The 15,969-nt window shown below is 68.6% G+C and carries 13 protein-coding genes; 8 read left to right on the forward strand and 5 right to left on the reverse strand.

The annotated features are described in order from the left end of the window. The gene (locus ACLBYG_RS14950) at positions 1-897 is read right to left on the reverse strand and encodes a LysR family transcriptional regulator (protein WP_042671102.1); all 897 of its coding nucleotides are present in this window, start codon (positions 895-897) and stop codon (positions 1-3) included. A gap of 118 nt (positions 898-1,015) precedes the next feature. Here ACLBYG_RS14950 and ACLBYG_RS14955 point away from each other — a divergent pair, with 118 nt between their 5' ends. The 7 genes from ACLBYG_RS14955 to ACLBYG_RS14985 all read left to right on the forward strand — a co-directional run bounded on the left by ACLBYG_RS14955 (position 1,016) and on the right by ACLBYG_RS14985 (position 8,662). Then, positions 1,016-1,966 carry an ABC transporter substrate-binding protein gene (locus ACLBYG_RS14955; RefSeq protein WP_020091228.1) on the forward strand — a complete coding sequence of 317 codons (951 nt, stop codon included), beginning with the start codon at positions 1,016-1,018 and terminating at the stop codon, positions 1,964-1,966. Further along, positions 1,963-2,826 carry an ABC transporter permease gene (locus tag ACLBYG_RS14960; protein ID WP_447681956.1) on the forward strand — a complete coding sequence of 288 codons (864 nt, stop codon included), beginning with the start codon at positions 1,963-1,965 and terminating at the stop codon, positions 2,824-2,826. Before ACLBYG_RS14955 ends, ACLBYG_RS14960 begins: the two co-directional genes overlap by 4 nt. Next, complete coding sequence (locus tag ACLBYG_RS14965; protein ID WP_447681957.1) at positions 2,819-3,601, forward strand: ABC transporter ATP-binding protein; 783 nt, start codon at positions 2,819-2,821, stop codon at positions 3,599-3,601. The genes ACLBYG_RS14960 and ACLBYG_RS14965 overlap by 8 nt, the downstream gene beginning before the upstream one ends. Further along, entirely contained in the window at positions 3,601-4,515 is a 915-nt protein-coding gene (locus ACLBYG_RS14970) for a polysaccharide deacetylase family protein (protein WP_447681958.1), read from the forward strand. The genes ACLBYG_RS14965 and ACLBYG_RS14970 overlap by 1 nt, the downstream gene beginning before the upstream one ends. A gap of 15 nt (positions 4,516-4,530) precedes the next feature. Continuing rightward, positions 4,531-6,342 carry an allophanate hydrolase gene (gene atzF / locus ACLBYG_RS14975; RefSeq protein WP_447681959.1) on the forward strand — a complete coding sequence of 604 codons (1,812 nt, stop codon included), beginning with the start codon at positions 4,531-4,533 and terminating at the stop codon, positions 6,340-6,342. A 115-nt stretch (positions 6,343-6,457) separates the two neighbouring features. Further along, a complete protein-coding gene (locus ACLBYG_RS14980; RefSeq protein ID WP_447681960.1) occupies positions 6,458-7,465 on the forward strand; it encodes a dienelactone hydrolase family protein in 1,008 nt (335 codons plus the stop codon). Positions 7,466-8,161: 696 nt separating this feature from the next. Further along, positions 8,162-8,662, forward strand: a complete 501-nt coding sequence (locus ACLBYG_RS14985; protein ID WP_447681961.1) for a hypothetical protein — start codon at positions 8,162-8,164, stop codon at positions 8,660-8,662. 248 nt (positions 8,663-8,910) lie between these two features. On the opposite strand, the gene ACLBYG_RS14990 is transcribed toward ACLBYG_RS14985, so the two are convergent. The 3 genes from ACLBYG_RS14990 to ACLBYG_RS15000 all read right to left on the reverse strand — a co-directional run bounded on the left by ACLBYG_RS14990 (position 8,911) and on the right by ACLBYG_RS15000 (position 11,687). Then, complete coding sequence (locus ACLBYG_RS14990; RefSeq protein WP_139215721.1) at positions 8,911-9,423, reverse strand: hypothetical protein; 513 nt, start codon at positions 9,421-9,423, stop codon at positions 8,911-8,913. Positions 9,424-10,557: 1,134 nt separating this feature from the next. Further along, the gene (locus ACLBYG_RS14995; protein WP_447681962.1) at positions 10,558-10,782 is read right to left on the reverse strand and encodes a hypothetical protein; all 225 of its coding nucleotides are present in this window, start codon (positions 10,780-10,782) and stop codon (positions 10,558-10,560) included. Between the two features lie 146 nt (positions 10,783-10,928). Next, positions 10,929-11,687 (reverse strand): sugar transferase, encoded by a 759-nt coding sequence (locus ACLBYG_RS15000; RefSeq protein WP_020091236.1) that lies wholly within the window; start codon positions 11,685-11,687, stop codon positions 10,929-10,931. Positions 11,688-12,879: 1,192 nt separating this feature from the next. On the opposite strand from ACLBYG_RS15000, the gene ACLBYG_RS15005 reads away from it, so the two are divergent. Next, positions 12,880-14,025 (forward strand): glycosyltransferase, encoded by a 1,146-nt coding sequence (locus ACLBYG_RS15005; protein WP_020091237.1) that lies wholly within the window; start codon positions 12,880-12,882, stop codon positions 14,023-14,025. A gap of 118 nt (positions 14,026-14,143) precedes the next feature. Here ACLBYG_RS15005 and ACLBYG_RS15010 read toward each other — a convergent pair whose 3' ends face one another. After that, on the reverse strand, positions 14,144-15,487 hold the full coding sequence (locus ACLBYG_RS15010) for an FAD-dependent oxidoreductase (protein ID WP_447681963.1): 1,344 nt from the start codon (positions 15,485-15,487) through the stop codon (positions 14,144-14,146). Positions 15,488-15,969: the final 482 nt, after the last annotated feature.

Here is a 15,969-nt window from a genome sequence, read left to right on the forward strand (position 1 = left end):
TCAGGCCCCTTCCCGGTTCAGCCGGACGACGAGCTGATCGGCGAACTTGGCGGCGGCCACCGACAGCGAGCGCCCGCGCAGCTGCGCCAGGACCAGCGTCATCGGGGTGAGGTCGCGGGTGTCGATCGGCCGGCTGTGCAGGCGCGGGTCCTCCGGGATGCCGCTGGGCACCTGCAGGCTCACCACGTCCTCCCGCAGGGTGAGGTTGCGCAGGAACTCCAGCGAGCCCGACTCCACCACGGGCCGCAGCTCGACGCCCCGCCGGGCCAGCGCGTGCTCGATGTGGTGGCGGATGGCGAGCGATCGGTCGGGCAGCGCCAGGGCGTGCGCGAGACAGTCGCGCAGCCGCACCGGCCCGCTCTCCGCCGCCAGCGCGTGGCCTCTGCGCATCAGCGCGCACAGGGTCTGATGGCCGGAATAGAGCGGGTGCAGCTCCGCCGAGGGCGGCGGCTGCAGGATCAGGGCGAGGTCGGCCTCGAATTCCGCCAGGGCGGTGACCGCCTGAGCGTGGTCGCGGACCTGCACGGTGAAGCCGACCTGCGGAAAGCGGGCGCGGTAGGCCTCGACCTCCTCGGGCACCACCTGGGTGACGAAGGCCTGGCTGCAGGCGAGCGCCACGTGCCCCCGCCGCACGCCCGACAGGTCGGCGATCTGCGAGCGGACCCGGTCGAGGTCGGCGGCCTGGTCGCGGATGTGCCGGGCGAAGAGCTCGCCGGCCGCGTTGAGCCGCATCCCCTGCGGCAGGCGCTCGAAGATCGGCGTGCCGAGCTCGTACTCGAGATCCTGGATCTGCCGGGTCAGGGCCGAGGGCGTGAGGTTCAAGCGCTCCGCGGCGCGCCGGATCGAGCCGGCGCGGGCGACCTCGGCGACGTAGGTGACGGTGCGCAGGTGCTTCACGCCCGCACCCTGCCGGGCTGTTGCGTTTATGGCAACGGCACGCTCAGAAAATAGCACTTCCTCGCAACAGGTTGGTGCCCGTAGCCTCGGCACATCGAGACCCTGCAGGAGCCGTTCGATGATCCGCCGCCGCACCCTCCTGGCCGGTCTCGGGGCCGGCCTCGCCCTCGGACCCCTGGCCCGGGCCCGCGCACAGGGCGCGCCCGTCACGATCCGGATGGGCTCGCTCAAGCTGATCCACTCGATCGCGCCGAGCTTCTACGCGCGCTTCACCCCGCCCGGGGTGAACGTGGAGGTTGTGCCCTTCGAGAGCCCGACCGAGTGCAAGAACGCCGTGGTCACCAAGTCGGTGGATTTCGGCACCTTCGGGATCGCCGCCGCGACGCTGGGCGCCGCCGCCGGCGAGCCGCTCGTGGTCATCGCCTCCACCTGCAACCGCGGGATGGCGGTGATCGCCAAGAAGGGCTCCGACATCCACGCCATCAAGGACCTGCGCGGCAAGCGCGTCGCGATCTGGCCCGGCAGCACCCAGGAGGTCTTCGTCCTGGAGCGGATGCGCATGGAGGGCCTCTCGGTGAAGGACATCACCCCCGTGCGCGTCTCCTTCTCGGAGATGCACATCGCGCTCGCCCGCGGCGACGTCGACGCCTATGTCGGCGCCGAGCCGGGCCCGGGCGTCAGCCTCGCCTCGGGCGTCGGCCAGCTCGTCGAGTACCCCTACGGCACCGAGATGGGCGCGCTGAACATGGTGTTCGGCGCCCACCGCGACACGCTGGCCGAGCGGCCGGACCTCGTCCGGACCATGCTGGAGATTCACCGCAAGGCGACGGACTTCGCGGCCGGCGACCGCGACGCGATGATCGCCATGGCGGTGGCGAAGCTCGGCCAGAAGCGCGAGGCGCTCGAGCTCTCGGCCCCGAACGTCGAGCTGACCTGGCGCCTCGGGCCGAACGAGATCCGGCAGGCCGACGCCTACGCGCAGCACATGCTCGCGCTCAAACAGATCAAGCGGCTGCCGGAGCCGGGTTTCATCGATACCCGCTTCGTCGACGCGCTGGGGCGGGCGTGAGCACCGGCATCGAGGCCGGCGCCCTGCCGGCGGCGGCGCAGGTGACGCCGGCGCGCGGGGCCGGGCGGGCGGGGCCTGGCTTCGCCCACCTGCGCCGGCTGGCGCTCGCCTGCGTGGTGCCGGCCGCGCTCGTCGCGGTCTGGCAGGTCACCACCGCGGGCCGGCCCTACAGCCTGATCCCGCCCCCCGCGGAGGTCTGGGCCGAGATGCGGGATCTCGCGGTCGGCGGCGTCAACGACGACGCCTTCAGCGGCACGCTCTGGACCCATCTCGCGGCCTCGCTGAGCCGGGTCTACGGCGGCTTCGCGCTGGCGGCCGCCGCCGCCCTGCCGCTCGGCCTGCTGATCGGCCGCGTGCCCCTGATCCGGGCGCTGCTCGATCCCGTCCTGCAGGTGCTGCGGCCGGTTCCGGTCACCGCGTGGCTGCCCTTGGCGATGATCCTGTTCGGCCTCGGGCCGCGCTCGGCCTTCTTCCTCGTGTTCCTCGGGGCGTTCTACCCGATCCTGGTCAACACCGTGTTCGGGGTCCGCTCCGTTGAGCCGCGCCTGTTCGAGGCGGCAGCGATGCTGGGCTGCACCGGGCCGGCCCAGTTCGTCCGCGTGGTGCTGCCGGCGGCGCTGCCGTCGATCTTCACCGGCCTGCGGCTCGGCCTCGGCTTCGCCTGGGTGGTGATCGTGGTCGGCGAGATGACCGGCGTCCAGACCGGCCTCGGCGCGATCATCATGGAGGCGCGCCAGCTCTCGCGCACCGAGATCGTGATCTGCGGCATGGCGGTGATCGGGGTCGCGGGCTTCGTCTCCGACTGGCTGGTCATGCAGCTCGGCCGCCGGCTGCTCGCCTGGAGCCCCAATCATGGCTGATCCGACGATCCCGATCCTCGACATGCGGGCGGTCTCCAAGACCTACGCGGCGGGCGGCCGCCGGACCGAGGCCCTGCGCGAGGCGAACCTCACGGTGTCCCGTGGCGAGTTCGTCTGCCTGCTCGGCGCCTCGGGCTGCGGGAAGTCGACGCTGCTGCGGGTCGCCGCTGGGTTCGAGGCCCCGAGTTCCGGGCAGGCCCTGATGTGGGGCAAGCCGATCGCCGGGCCGGGGCCGAGCCGCGGCATGGTCTTCCAGGATTACGGCCTGTTCCCGTGGCTCACGGTGCGGGACAATATCGGCTTCGGCCCGAAGGCCCGCGGGCGGCCCGCCGCCGAGGTGCGCGACACCGCCGAGCGCTACATCGCCCTGGTCGGCCTCCAGGCCTTCGCCGACGCCTACCCGCACCAGCTCTCGGGCGGGATGAAGCAGCGGGTCGCCATCGCCCGGGTGCTCGCCAACGAGGCCGAGGTGGTGCTGATGGACGAGCCCTTCGGGGCGCTCGACGCCATGACCCGCGAGCGGCTGCAGGACGAGCTGCTCGACCTGTGGTCGCGGACGGGGCTGACGATCCTGTTCGTCACCCACGCCATCGAGGAGGCGATCTTCCTCGCGGACCGCATCGTGATGATGTCGCCCGGCCCCGGCCGGATCGAGGCGATCCACCCGGTCGAGCTGCCGCGGCGGCGCGACGTGTCGAGCCCGGCCTTCAACGACCTGCGCCGGATTCTCGCGGCCCAGCTCCACAGCCACCACGCCCCGCGGGCCGCCGCCTGATGGACACCGCGCCCGACGATCCCCGCCGGCCCGAAAATCGCCTCGCCTACCACGCCGCCGTGGACCGGCCGCGCCTCACCTTGCCGGGCGGTAAGCACGTGGCGGTCTGGCCGGTGGTCAACGTCGAGCACTGGCTGATCGACAACCCGATGCCGCGCCAGATCCTGGTGCCGCCGACCGCCGCGAGCCTGCTCCCGGATATCCCCAACTGGGCGTGGCACGAGTACGGGATGCGGGTCGGGTTCTGGCGCTTCCTCGAGGCCTTCGCCAGCCGCGGAATCCGCCCGACGCTGTCGATCAACGGCTCGGTCTGCACGGCCTATCCCCGCGTGGCCGGGGCCGCCCACGCGGCCGGCTGGGAGTTCATGGCCCACGGCTTCCACCAGGTCCCGACCCACAGAGTCTCGGACCAGCCGGCGATGATCGCCCGCACCGTCGCGGCGATCACCGCGACCACGGGGCGCCCGCCGCGCGGCTGGCTCGGGCCGGGCCTCACCGAGACCCTGGACACGCCCGACCACCTGCACGCGGCCGGCCTCGAGTACGTCGGCGACTTCGTGGTCGACGACCGCCCCTGCCGGGTGGCGACGCGCACGGGCGACCTCGTCGCCCTCCCCTACTCCGTCGAGCTCAATGACATCCCGCTGCTGGCCATCCAGCACCACCGGGCCGACGAGTTCGTGGAGCGGGCGCTCGCCCATCTCGACCGGCTCGCGGCCGAGGCCGCCGGCTCCGGCCCCCTCGGCGGGGCCAAGGTGATGGGCTTCGCGATCCACCCCTACATCACCGGCGTGCCGCACCGGATCGGCCTGCTGGAGCGGCTGCTCGACGCCGTCCTGGCGCGCAGCGACGCGGTGTTCATGCAGGGGGGCGAGATCCTCGACTGGTACCGCGCCACCGGCGATGAATCCTGAGCCTCGCTGCGAGGAATGACCGTGCCTCCCTTCCCGACCATCCCGCTCCTGCACGCGGCCTACGCCGAAGGCCTCGACCCGCGCGCCGTCGTGGCCGAGGCCTACCGGCGGCTCGCCGCGGTGGACGATCCCGGCATTTTCCTCGCGCTCGTCCCGGAGGCGGATGCTCGCGAAGCCGCTGCGGCGCTCCCGCCCTTCGACTCCGCGGCGATGCCGCTCTGGGGCGTGCCCTTCGCCGTCAAGGACAACATCGACGTCGCCGGGCTGCCGACCACTGCCGCCTGCCCGGACTTCGCCCATACCCCCGCCGAGACCGCGCCCGCAGTGGCGCGTCTCCTCGCGGCCGGCGCGATCCTGATCGGCAAGACCAACCTCGACCAGTTCGCCACCGGGCTCGTCGGCCTGCGCACCCCCTACCCGGCCCCGCGCAACGCGATCGATCCGGCCTACGTGCCCGGCGGGTCCAGCAGCGGCTCGGCCGTGGCGGTGGCCCATGGGATCGTCGCCTTCGCGCTCGGCACCGACACGGCGGGGTCGGGCCGGGTGCCGGCGGCGCTCAACAACGTCGTCGGGCTGAAGCCCTCCCTCGGGGCGATCTCCAGCCGCGGGATGCTGCCGGCCTGCCGGACCCTCGACACGCTCTCGGTCTTCGCCGGCACCGTGGCCGACGCCGACGCGGCCTTCCGGGTCATGCTGGGTCCGGATGCCGCCGATCCCTGGTCGCGGGCCCTGCCGGTGCCGGCCGCCCCCGCCGCCCTCCCGCCGGGCCTGCGCCTCGGGCTCCCGGACGGGGCGAGCCTCCGCTTCGGCGGCGACGGGCTCTCCGAGGCGGCCTTCGCGGCGACGGTCGCCGATCTCGAAGCCCTCGCCGGGGCGGCGGCGCCGGTCGATCTCGCGCCGATGTTCGCCGTCGCGGCCCTGCTCTACGACGGCCCCTGGGTCGCCGAGCGCTACGCGGCGATCCGCCCGGTGATGGAGACGCGCCCCGACATCCTCCACCCGACGACGCGGGCGGTCATCGCCTCCGCCGAGCGCCACAGCGCGGCCGACGCCTTCGCGGGCCTCTATTGCCTCGCGGCGCTGCGCCGGGCCGCGGACGCGGTCTGGGACCGGATCGACGTCCTCGCCGTGCCGACCTACCCGCGCCCGCAGACCTGCGCGGCGGTCGCGGCCGACCCGATCGGGCCGAACAGCGAGCTCGGCACCTACACCAACTTCGTCAACCTGCTGGACTGGTGCGCCCTGGCGGTGCCGGGCCGGCCCCGCGCCGACGGCTTCCCCGCCGGGATCACCCTGCTGGCGCCGCGCGGCTCGGACGGGCTCCTCGCCGCCCTCGGGGCACGCCTGCACGCGGCCTCGGCGCCGCGGATCGGCGCGGGTACGATGCCGGTGCCGGTCGTGGAGCCGGGGCCGGCCGCGGCCGGACCGGACGCGATCGAGCTGGCGGTCGTCGGGGCGCATCTCTCGGGACTGCCGCTGAACCGCGAGCTGGCCGGCTGCGGCGGGCGCTTCCTGCGCGCCGTGCCGACAGCCCGGGACTATCGGCTCTACGCCCTGCCGGGCGGCCCGCCGCAGCGCCCGGGGCTGCTCCGGGTGGCGGCCGGGGACGGCGCCCCCATCGAGACCGAGGTGTGGGCCCTGCCGCCCGCCGCGTTCGGACGCTTCGTCGCCGCCATCCCGGCACCGCTCGGCATCGGCACGCTGCGGCTCGCCGACGGCACGGCGCCCAAGGGCTTCCTGGTCGAGCAAGCCGGCCTCGACGGGGCGGCCGACATCACGCGCTTCGGCGGCTGGCGCGCCTACCTGGCCGACCGCGCGGCCGCGTAGCCCTCGCCCCCGGGGCCTGACATCGGGCAGCGAGAGGAAACCGGTTCCAGTCCCTCCCGCGGCGACAGGCCACCCGCGCCGCTGCTAGGCTGCCGCCCGGTGGCGGAGCGTTCCGATGCGGCGATCGATCCTGTTCCTGGCGGCCTGTCTGCTGGCCGGCATCACGCCGGCGGCCTCCGCCGGGCCCGCAGCGGACGGCGTCGCCGATCTCGGCAGCTACGCCGCCCGCGTGGAGGTTCACCCGTTCGAGAGCCTGACGCTGACCGACCGGCAGTTCCTCACCGGCACGTCCGAGGGAGCGAAGCCGGTCACGGTCGCGGGGATCCTGCGCATCGCCAAGGCGGGGACCGAGCGCCTGCCGACCGCGATCCTGATGCACGGCTCCGGGGGTCTGGGCGGCAACATCGAGTTCTGGCAGCGGGCGCTGGCGGCGCGCGGGATCTCGACCTTCGCGATCGACGGCTTCACCGGGCGCGGCCTGACCAGCGTCAACACCGACCAGAGCCTCCTGGCGCGCACGAACCTGATCCTCGACATCTACCGGGCGCTGGGCGTGCTGGCGAAGCATCCGCGGGTCGACCCGGCGCGGATCGCCGTAATGGGCTTCTCGCGCGGCGGGCAGGCCGCGCTCTACGCCAGCCTCAAGCGCTTCGACGCGGCCTGGAACCGCTCCGGCGTGATCCCCGCGCTCTACCTGCCGGTCTACCCGGACTGCTCCATCCGCTTCCGGGACGACACGGCCGTGGCGGATCGGCCGATCCGGATCTTCGGTGGCGGGGGCGACGACTACAATCCCGCCGCCACCTGCGCGGCCTACGCGGAGCGGCTGAGGGCGGCCGGCGCCGATGTCGACCTGACCGTCTTTCCCGGAGCGCAGCACGTCTTCGACAACCCGGCCGGGCCGACCCAGCCCGTGGTCGCCCGGGGCGCGCAGACCGTCCGCGCCTGCGCGATAAGCGAGGCGGCGGACGGCGCCCTCGTGGCGGGCCCGGACGCCACGCCGTTCACCTACGCGGACCCGTGCGTGCAGCGCGACCCGCATATCGGCTCCGACGCCGCCGCCCGCGCCGGGATCTTGGCGCGTGTCTCGCACGCGCTGGACGCCGCGTTCCGGGGACGGTGACCGACGGAGCGCGGTGCGGATCTGCGCGGCCCCTGCCTGCCCGCCGCGCGCTCGCGCGGCGGCCGACTCGGTCAATTGACGTCGTCGGCTTGCCCCGCACCGCCCGGGCCGCCCCCAACCTGCGTGTCGCGTGGTGTCCTACCTGCAAGCAGCGTCATGAATGCTCACAGATCGAACGTGCTCGGCCGAACGGTGGCGATCTCGTGCCCAACTGGGCCAGTAGGCGCAGCCTCTTCGACGGCGAGGACGATCTATCGGGGCTATCTTTAACTGCCCGGAGACCCGCGACCCCGCTCTCGCGGGCACGGACACCTTCCGACCCGAACACCGCAACCAACTTCGCATGAAGGACAGGGACAACCGAGAGCGTAGCTGTGCGCTTCAATCGACAAATCTACTGCGTTAGATACATCATCGAAATTCGATTTGTCTTAGATGCACGGAAATCGGAGCTGTTCATATCAGGGCCGAAAGTCACTTGTCGCGAGACGGAGCCCATCGCCGGGATCCGTCGGCAAGAATGGCCACTGAGCCCCTATACTACTTTTGGTCATTGCGTACTTCGGAGATTGCTGTAGCCAGTTTATAGGGGTTGGACTCGCCCCGCCCAACACTGGTATGTCATGTGCAAGCTTGGCTAGAATGGCCCGGCGCAGCGCGAGGGCGACCATGGCTTTCAGACGAATCGGAACGCTCGTGGCGGTGCTCACTCTCGGCGCGTGCTCCCACGCGCCGCTGATGCCGACTGCCTACAGCGCCTTGCCGCCCCCGACCGCGATGCCTGCGGCAACCGCGTCGACGGGCCCGCTCGTGGGCGCCGCGGCACCGCGTGCTGAGCGCGATATCGATCCGCTCTCCGTCGTCATTCCCGGCACTCTGAAGCTCACGGACGCGCAGATCGGCCAGAACGGTGTGAACCCTCTGGCGGTTCTCGATTCCTCGATGCGCAACCGCATGAGCTGGAAGAGTCTCCGTCCGGAGAATCTGACGAAGCCGCCGATCTATTCCGGCCTGTCCCGCATGTCGAACGGTGCCGGCGTCGGAGAAGCCTCGGCCACACAGAAAGACAACATTCCCGGCTTCGATAAGGATCTCGCCACCAAGAGGATCATGTCGGAGTACAATCGCGAAGCGGCGATGGCGGCGCTCCTGAAGGGCGGACGCGGCGCCGCGAAGAGCGTATGCTCAGGATGCTGACGTCGCTTTTCGACGCGGCTCGAGAGTGAACGGCGAGTTGTCTGTATCGACTGGCACGCCTCGGTGCGTTCTCACTTGCCACGCCAGTCCCGACTACGGCCCCCGAGCCGGCGAAGTGGCCATCGCTTTCGCCGTGCGCTCCGTCAGCCGACGCCGCGCAGAAGTCCGTTCGCGGACTCCTTCCGGGGAGGATCCCGACGATGCGCCGCACCCATCCTCTCCGCCTTCTTCACACCTGCGGCCAAGCGTCAGTAGCGCGGCGAGAAATTCATCCCCGTCACGACGGTGAAGACCGGTGGCGTGCGGTCAGCAAGCTCGATGCGTGCCGGATCCTGCGAGCGCTCTGTCTGAACCGAGGGGCAGAAGACGGTGGAGGGCACCTCGACCGTCGGTGAGAGCACCCGCTCCAGAGGAGTCGGCCTGGTCATCGCGGGCTTCGGGTCCAGCCAAGTTCCGGGCACCACCTGCTGCCCACAATTGCTGACAACCGCTTCATGTATCGTCCCATCGATTGCGGCGGAAACCACACAATTGGCGGGATGGTACACCAACTCGTACTGAAACTTCCTATTCTCGTCGGATTCGGTTTTGAACCGTTTGTCCAAAATCACGGCCGTGTGCGGGCGATCGGTCGTCCCGACAACATAGAGCCGACCGGTGGCGATGGCAGCGACCGTGATATCGGAGGCCGCCGATGCGGGCATGCTGAAGACAAGCGCCAGCACTCCGGAGAGCGTCGCAGTCGAAACCAAGCCGCGCATCCTGCCCTCACCCTCACCCGCAACCTGTTCAGACCCGGCTCGATTGTATCGTCAGCCGTGATCGCGCCCTGAACAGCGGATCCCACAGCCATTCTACCGAGCAATGGCCAGCGTCCATCACCCGATAGAGGTACTCAGATCTCCCATCCACCGGGATATCGAGCTGGACGGACCGTATACCAACGCTCGAGCGCCGGCCCGCCCGTGATCGCCGAGCCAGGGCCCTGGGTCCGGGACAGGAGCGTGCACGAACCTGACAGCCGGCGCATCGACGCGATCGCCATCCGATACCGGGAACGTGCCACCTTTCCTGACCAGGGACCTATACGTCCCAGACCTGGAATCGATGGCGCGGCATCGCGCACCGAATCCTGAGAATGCCGCTTGCGCCGTCCCGCTCCGATCGGTGAGCCTTCCGACCGCTCCACAATCCGACGTCGGCGATGACGCGAAAGCCGAGCGACGAAGGATCGTGAACATCTCTATGATACAGCACCGAAGAGTCTCAACATAAAATAGATTGCGCCGAACAGCGTTACACTTGCAGCAACCCAGATAAAGACCAGCAACCATCGATCAAAATATGCGACATCGCAGTCGGCGTATTCTGTGGCGCAGGGAACGCAGTATGCGTTGGAGATCTCCACCTTTGCCCCGCACGTTTGGCAGGCACCGACCGAGAGGGAGCGCTCGCTGGCGGTCATCCTGCGCGTGCGCGGCGGCCAGCCAAAGTGCCAGCGCCGAATGGCAGCCCCTGCCTCCGAGAACCTCATACAAGCACTCGCCACTCGATATGGGCAAATGACATCTGATCCCGTTCGGGATCCATCACGTCTGTCAATTTTCAGAATGGTCAATAGCGCTACTTCATAGCGTTAATATTGTCAATCTCGACCTGATGAAGCTCCCACAACCGACGCCGCGGCTCCGAGTTCGGTATGCTCCGGACATAACCGGCCTGCGTGCCCGAGAGGTGGGCGGTGAACGGACGCTCAGATGCGCGTTCAGCGTGGCATCACGCTCACCGGAGCTCGGACGGCTGGAGGCCGCGTCGCGGGTCCGTCGGCGGATGACGTATCACGACAGGCCGCTCGAGCCCGGCGAATGCTCGACTGTGACGATGCTGCGCTCGGCTCAGAGCCGCTTCGCAGCGGTGGTCCGATCGCGCAGGATCGAGCGCGCGGCCCGGCACCACAGTCGAGTCGGTAGCCAGTACAGCGCTCTCACCGCACCGAGAGCCGCCATAATCGGCACGAACACGTGCGCCAGCAGATCGAGGATGACGCCAGGCGGCTCATCCGCCTCGATCCGATCGTACCAGATCGGATCCTCGTGCTGGTACGGGTCTCGTTCGGTCATCGCTGGCACCTGCCACAATCCGATCCGGCCCTCATCTGTCGGACCAGCAAAGTGCTGCCCCGAACCGGATCTGGGTGCGCGGTTCGTGGTGCGCCGTCGCGCAGGGCCAGAGCACGCCGCGCCCCGGCGCGGGGACCACCCGCGCCTCATCGGCTCCCGCGCTGCGCCAGAACCGCGGGAACGGTGCGCAGCATGATGGCGAGATCCCGGTGCAAGGTCCACCGGGTGGCATAGTCCAGATCCAGCGCGACGCGCTCGGCATAGGTCGTGTCGGAGCGGCCCGAGACCTGCCACAGCCCCGTCACGCCCGGCGGCACGGCGAAACAGGTGGGGAATGCCCGCCCGTAGCGGGCGACTTCGGCCGGCACGATCGGGCGCGGACCGACCAAGCTCATCTCGCCGCGCAGCACATTCCAGAGCTGCGGCAGCTCGTCGAGCGAGGTCTTGCGCAGCACGTAGCCGACGGCGGTGACGCGCGGGTCGTCGCTGAGCTTGTGCGTCGCCGCCCACTCGGCCCGGGCCAGAGGATTGGCGGCCAGATGCGCCGCCAGAACAGCGTCGCCATTCGTCACCATGGAGCGGAACTTCAGGCACCCGAAGCGGCGACCGTCCCGGCCCACCCGCATGTGGCGGAAGATCGGCGCCTTGCGATCACCGGCATACACGAGAGCGGCGATCAGGATCAGCAACGGCAGCAAGAGGAAGAGGGCCGTGGCCGCCACCGTGATGTCGAGCCCGCGCTTGGCCGCCCAGCCCAACCGCAGACCGCGCGCCACGAACGGCGCCGTTGGCAGAACGGCCTCCGCGACAGCCTCCGCGGCATCGCCCACTTGGTCCGCCAGTTCGACACCGTACTGCGGCGCACGCAAGGCAGGCTGAAGCGGTGGGCCGACGTCGCGCAGCATGTTCTGGCTCCTCGTGACGGCAGGTGGCCGCCAGGCGCAGCAACGGTTAATCAATTGTCAACGACCGGATATCAAATCATCGCGCCTGTTTCAAGCTTAACCATACCCTATATGCCAGTATATTTTCCGCACAAAAATTCAAGAATAGATTTCGATCTCGCAGGATGAAGCACAGTGGCACCGGCCCTCTGCCTCTCGACCCGGCCACGAATCCGCCTCGATGCCGCAATCCAAGCAATGTCACGAGACATCGACCTTGGCCGGATGCTCACCCATCATTGTGCACTGCGTTCGTCCGGCCCGAGGAATGCCGCGCGTTCCCACGGTTGATGGTCGAGAGCTGAGCCACTTGCAGCTCTGTGCTTCTCCCGCGCGCGCGGGTCACCCGTCCAGACCGGGACGCTCGCGCATGGGATCGCGGTGCAATGTCCAGACGTCCCGCCGCAGGCATTCCGGGAGGTCGCTGCGGCGGCGATCGCCGGGATGTTGCTGAATGGCGTCGCGAAATCAATTTCGCACCGAGGGCGATCATGACAAGGTGCGGGGCGCGCTCTATGGATGGACTTCCGATACAGTACCTCAGGCGCGGTCAGCGGGATGAGACGCGTGCCGGATCGGTGGCATCGGCCGCCGCGCCGCGACGGACCGTGCGTGCGCGGCCCTATTGCGATGCCGCGGGACTAATCCCTATGGCGGCGGGTTCCGCAGCGTGACCCGGATGGGCGAACTCAGTATCCTGCGGATGGCTAAGCGGCATCCAACGTGCAGGAGCGGCCACAATGCCGGAGCCAGTACGGATTGGGGCCACTCATGATGCATACGCCGAGAGAGAACAGAGTGCCGGGCGGCGCGGCACGCCGGGTGGTCTGCGCCTGTTCGGCCGACGGGTGGGAGCGCAGAGCCTGATGCGGCCCCGGAGCATACCCGCCAAGTCGGCCAGGCCTGCCTGCAACGTCCATCCGCAGCGGATGGCGTGAGACCCGTCGATCCCGTCTGAAAGTCATCAATCCCCGCGGCTCCCGAGGCTCGAACCACACAGGTCCAGCCGAAGGCGCACGTTTCCGATCAAGACTGAGAATAGCGCAATCATGGTCCCTTGCCTGTGGAGCAGCTGCCTGCCAGCGACCGATCGGACATCCACCGGGCGACTCGGTGAGAGCTGCGCGGCGATCGGGGAAGCAGGTTCCGAGCGATGAGAGTCGCGATCGTCCATTACTGGCTCATCGGGATGCGCGGCGGCGAGAAGGTCGTCGAGGCGCTCTGCGACCTCTATCCGGAAGCCGACATCTTCACGCACGCCTACGCCCCGCAATCGATGTCGCCGACCATCAGGGCGCACCGGGTCAGGACCTCGTTCATCGGCCGATTGCCGTTCGCGACCAGCCGATACAAATCCTATCTACCCCTGATGCCGATGGCCCTCGAGCAGCTCGATCTGCGGGGATACGATCTGATCATCAGCAGCGAATCGGGTCCGGCGAAGGGGATCATCCCGCCATCCGACGCGCTTCATATCTGTTACTGTCACTCACCGATGCGGTACGTCTGGAACATGTACCACGATTATCGCGAGCGGACGGGGCTGCTCACGCGCCTGCTGATGCCGCCGGTGGCCCATTACGTGCGCAACTGGGACGCGGTCTCGGCGGGCCGGGTCCACGAGTTCATCGCCAACTCGGACACGGTCGCGCGACGCATCGAGACCTACTATCGGCGCCAAGCCAAGGTCATCCATCCGCCCGTGGACACGGCGGCCTTCGAGATCGCTCCGGATGGCCAGCGCGGTGACTACCATCTGATGGTCGGCGAAATGGTTCGCTACAAGCGGCCGGAACTGGCGATCCAGGCCTTCAACCGGTTGGGGCAGCCGCTCGTGGTGATCGGCGGCGGCGAGATGCTGCGTGAACTGCGCAGCATGGCCGGTCCGCACATCAAGATCCTCGGTCCGCAGCCCTTCGAGGTCCTGAAACACCACTACGCACGGTGCCAAGCCCTGATCTTCCCCGGAGAAGAGGATTTCGGCATCGTCCCGGTCGAGGCCATGGCGAGCGGACGGCCGGTCGTCGCGTTCGGCAAGGGTGGTGTCACCGAGACGGTCATCGACGGCGTGACCGGCACCTTCTTCCACGAGCAGTCCGTCGACGCGCTGATCGATGCCGTCCAGCGCTGTCGGGCGATTGGGGTGGAGCCAGAGCGCCTCGTCCGCCGCGCAGCCGACTTCGGTGTCGGCCGCTTCGCGGACGAGATCAGCCGTTTCGTCGACGGGGTCCTCGCGCGCGAGCGCTTGGCGGCCCCTCGTCCTCCGCGTGAGCCGAGCCGCGCCTATCTGGTCCAGTGAGACGGCCCCGCGCCGGCGGCCCCGGCCGCCTCGCCGAACCGCCGAGGTCACGACCGAGGCGGGGGAGGCCCCGGTCTCAGAGGGCGGCGCGCGGCGCCCGCCGGCCGAATCGACTCGACTAAGCGTCCGACGTCCTTGTCGGCATCAGGTGAGCCGCCGCGTTGAGCGTCGAAACACGGGCCGTCGGCTGGTAGTCGAAACCGCCCTGTCGTCCGAACGACTCGATCCCGAAGTCGGCGAGTTGGGCGAGCGCGCGCGACACCCGCTGATGGGCCTGCCCGGTGTAGATGGGATAGGCACAGGGCACCACTTGGCTGCCCTCACAAACCAGATCACCGGCGAAGAGCCCGTTCTTGGCGACATGTGCCCGAAAATCCTGCTCGGCGATCGTCACGGAATCGTTCGCGTGGCCAGCGATGACCTCGACTCCAAAATACTCGCGCCCCTCCACCCGACCGTAGAAATCGGAATACATCGTGAGCCGCTTCCAAGCGCCGTCATGCGCGAAGTTGTAGAGGATCGAACAGTCGAAGCCGCGATTCCCGTCGAAGCTGAAATACAGGCTGATCAGCGTTACCGAGGCGAGACCGGGATCCTCTCGGACTCCGCAGAGGGCCAACGCCCGCGCAATGGGGATCGTCGAGATGAGTCGCCGGGCGGTCAAACGGCGGCCACCTGTGCGGACATCGAATTGCGTCCCGCGCCGTGTGATCGCTTCGATCCGCTCGCCCAGATGAAAGACCGAACCGCGCTGCCGCAGGGTCCGGGCGGCCACTTCGTAGAGGGCATTGAAGCCTTCGCGGGGTCGCGCCAACTGCCTGTTGGTCGGACCCGGCGCGCGATGCCGGCGGACATAGCGCAACAAGACGCGCGGGCTGGCGTGCTCCTTGATCCAGAGCATCCGCTTCTCGGCAAATTCCAGATCGACCCAGTCGGCCGGAACGCCGAAGAACCGCTTCATGTAGCTCTCGAGGCCGGACCTTCTGAGCAGATAATCACCGATCCAGTAGCGAGCAAACTCCCGCGCATTCCCGATTCTGCGCCGCGCCACGCGCGAGAAAGCGGCCGATAGCACGATCCTGAAGATGCCCCATGGACCGGCCCGGACGATGTCGTCCCGGATCGACAGCGGGTACGAGGTGACGAAAGCCTGGGGTGTCAGCTTTCCCCACGTCGGCTTGATCGGAACGTAATGTTCCAGCAACTCCGGAAAATACTTCAGCAGCGGTGAATCGTCCTGAAATATTAGACTTCCGACGTCGAATGTATATCCATTGATGGACCGGTCGATATGATTGCCGCCGATATTTTCAAATTCGTCGATGACGGCAATATTCCGATAGCCGAGATCGTGAAGAATTGAAGCCGATACGAGGCCTGTAATACCGGCCCCTAATACGATCGCATCGAAAATCTCGTCTCCCGAGTGCCCATGACAATCGAAGGCTGGAGAAACGGTCATGATTCGCTTTGCATCGGCCACGGCGTCAGGCGATGGAGGACGATGCCGGAGCATCATGGTCGGCCGCGCCGAGCACGATGATCATCGCCGACACTCGAATCAGATCGGAAGTTGCGGATCGATACCATAGGATCAGTTCGGAACCCAGTCATGACTACCGTTAACTGAGCAGAATTTGCAAACACACCGTGGCGCGCGGACCGAAACATCGCCTGACGATCGCATCATGGATCTGTCCCCGTTCTGAACGAGCGGACAGGCGCTCCGCGCCTTGCGGCCGACAGAGGCAGCATTGGCCGCCCTTCAGCAGGGTAAAGTCAACAACGAAAACGACAGATGTCTCATGAGCCATTTGATCAATGGCTTCGAGGCAGTGGATCCACCCAGCATACCTTGAGCGTCCCCCGCGCCCCCGGGCCGTTTCCGAGCTCCCTGCACGGCCGTCGCGGCGCGACGGCTCGGTCCGTGGTTTTGCTCCCGGA

This window comes from Methylobacterium sp. D53M (genome assembly GCF_053345625.1).

Excerpts from the sequence above, each read along its gene's own strand:
- ACLBYG_RS14955 (WP_020091228.1), top strand. The coding sequence starts at position 1,016 with ATGATCCGCCGCCGCACCCTCCTGGCCGGTCTCGGGGCCGGCCTCGCC.
- ACLBYG_RS14965 (WP_447681957.1), top strand. The coding sequence starts at position 2,819 with ATGGCTGATCCGACGATCCCGATCCTCGACATGCGGGCGGTCTCCAAG.
- ACLBYG_RS14970 (WP_447681958.1), top strand. The coding sequence starts at position 3,601 with ATGGACACCGCGCCCGACGATCCCCGCCGGCCCGAAAATCGCCTCGCC.
- atzF (WP_447681959.1), top strand. The coding sequence starts at position 4,531 with ATGACCGTGCCTCCCTTCCCGACCATCCCGCTCCTGCACGCGGCCTAC.
- ACLBYG_RS14980 (WP_447681960.1), top strand. The coding sequence starts at position 6,458 with ATGCGGCGATCGATCCTGTTCCTGGCGGCCTGTCTGCTGGCCGGCATC.
- ACLBYG_RS14990 (WP_139215721.1), bottom strand. The coding sequence starts at position 9,423 with ATGCGCGGCTTGGTTTCGACTGCGACGCTCTCCGGAGTGCTGGCGCTT.
- ACLBYG_RS14995 (WP_447681962.1), bottom strand. The coding sequence starts at position 10,782 with ATGACCGAACGAGACCCGTACCAGCACGAGGATCCGATCTGGTACGAT.
- ACLBYG_RS15000 (WP_020091236.1), bottom strand. The coding sequence starts at position 11,687 with ATGCTGCGCGACGTCGGCCCACCGCTTCAGCCTGCCTTGCGTGCGCCG.
- ACLBYG_RS15005 (WP_020091237.1), top strand. The coding sequence starts at position 12,880 with ATGAGAGTCGCGATCGTCCATTACTGGCTCATCGGGATGCGCGGCGGC.
- ACLBYG_RS15010 (WP_447681963.1), bottom strand. The coding sequence starts at position 15,487 with ATGACCGTTTCTCCAGCCTTCGATTGTCATGGGCACTCGGGAGACGAG.